This is a genomic window from Dactylosporangium siamense (assembly GCF_016862795.1).
In the GTDB taxonomy this organism is placed as follows: domain Bacteria; phylum Actinomycetota; class Actinomycetes; order Mycobacteriales; family Micromonosporaceae; genus Dactylosporangium; species Dactylosporangium siamense.
Map to the genome: position 1 here is coordinate 1 of NZ_BONQ01000273.1, position 1249 is coordinate 1249.

The window sequence follows — 1249 nt, forward strand, 5'->3', positions numbered from 1 at the left end:
CTAGTGCTCTGACCGGGAACGTTGGCCGGGTTGGGTGACACGCCGGTCGACGTTTCCGGTTCGGTGCTGGTTTGGGTTCAGGCTGTCGGGATGGCAGAACCTGTCCGGGCGCGGCGGCTTAGTGATGACGAGGGCCGGCGATTACAGCAGATCGTTCGGCGTGGGACTGGGTCGCCGATCCGGTTGCGGCGGGCGATGGTCATCATGGCCTCAGCCAGCGGGAACACCGTTCCGGCGATCGCCCGCCTCGTCCAAGGAGATGAGGACGCGGTCCGGGAAGTGATCCACCGGTTCAACGAGATGGGTCTGGCCTGCCTGGACCCTCGGTGGGCGGGTGGCCGTCCCCGCCGGATCAGTGAAGACGACGAAGCGTTCATCGTCGCGACGGCCAAGACCAGACCCCAAGCCCTCGACCAGCCGTTCACCCGGTGGAGCCTGCGGAAACTCGCCGACTACCTGGCCCACAACACCGGCCCGCGCCGGGTCGCGGTGGGCCGGGAACGACTCCGGGAAATCCTGCACAAGCACGAGGTCACGTTCCAGCGGACGAAGACGTGGAAGGAGACCAACGACCCGAACGCCGAGGCCAAGCTCGCCCGGATCGAGGAGGTCACCACCAGGTTCCCGGACCGGGTTTTCGCGTTCGACGAGTTCGGGCCGTTGACGATCCGTCCGCAGGCCGGCGCCACTTGGGCGCCGGCCGGACACCCGGACCGGCTGCCCGCGAACTATCACAAGCTGCACGGCGTGCGGCAGTTCCACGCCTGCTACAGCATCGGCACCGACACCCTCTGGGGCGTCGTGCGCCGCCATAAGTCCGCGGCGAACACCCTCGCCGCGCTCAGATCGATCCGCGCTGCCCGCCCGGACGGCGCACCGATCTACGTCATCCTGGACAACCTGTCCGCGCACAAAGGCAAAACGATTCGGGCCTGGGCCGCCCGCAACCGGGTCGAGCTGTGCTTCACCCCGACGTACTCGTCCTGGGCAAACCCGATCGAGGCGCACTTCGGACCGCTGCGGATGTTCGTCGTCGCCGGGTCCAACCACCCCAACCACGCTGTCGCCACCAAGGCACTGCACGCCTATCTGCGCTGGCGCAACGCCAACGCCCGCCACCCCGACGTCCTGGCCGCCCAACGCCGCGAACGCGCCCGCATCCGCTCCGAACGACAACGCCGATGGGGCCAGCCAGCTATCCGAGCAGCCTGACCCCAACCCGGCCAACGTTCCCGGTCAGAGCACTAGC

General features: G+C 68.1%; 1 protein-coding gene. It reads left to right on the forward strand.

The annotated features are described in order from the left end of the window. Positions 1-90 precede the first annotated feature (90 nt). Entirely contained in the window at positions 91-1212 is a 1122-nt protein-coding gene (locus Dsi01nite_RS56905; protein WP_203854881.1) for an IS630 family transposase, read from the forward strand. The last annotated feature ends 37 nt before the right edge of the window (positions 1213-1249 follow it).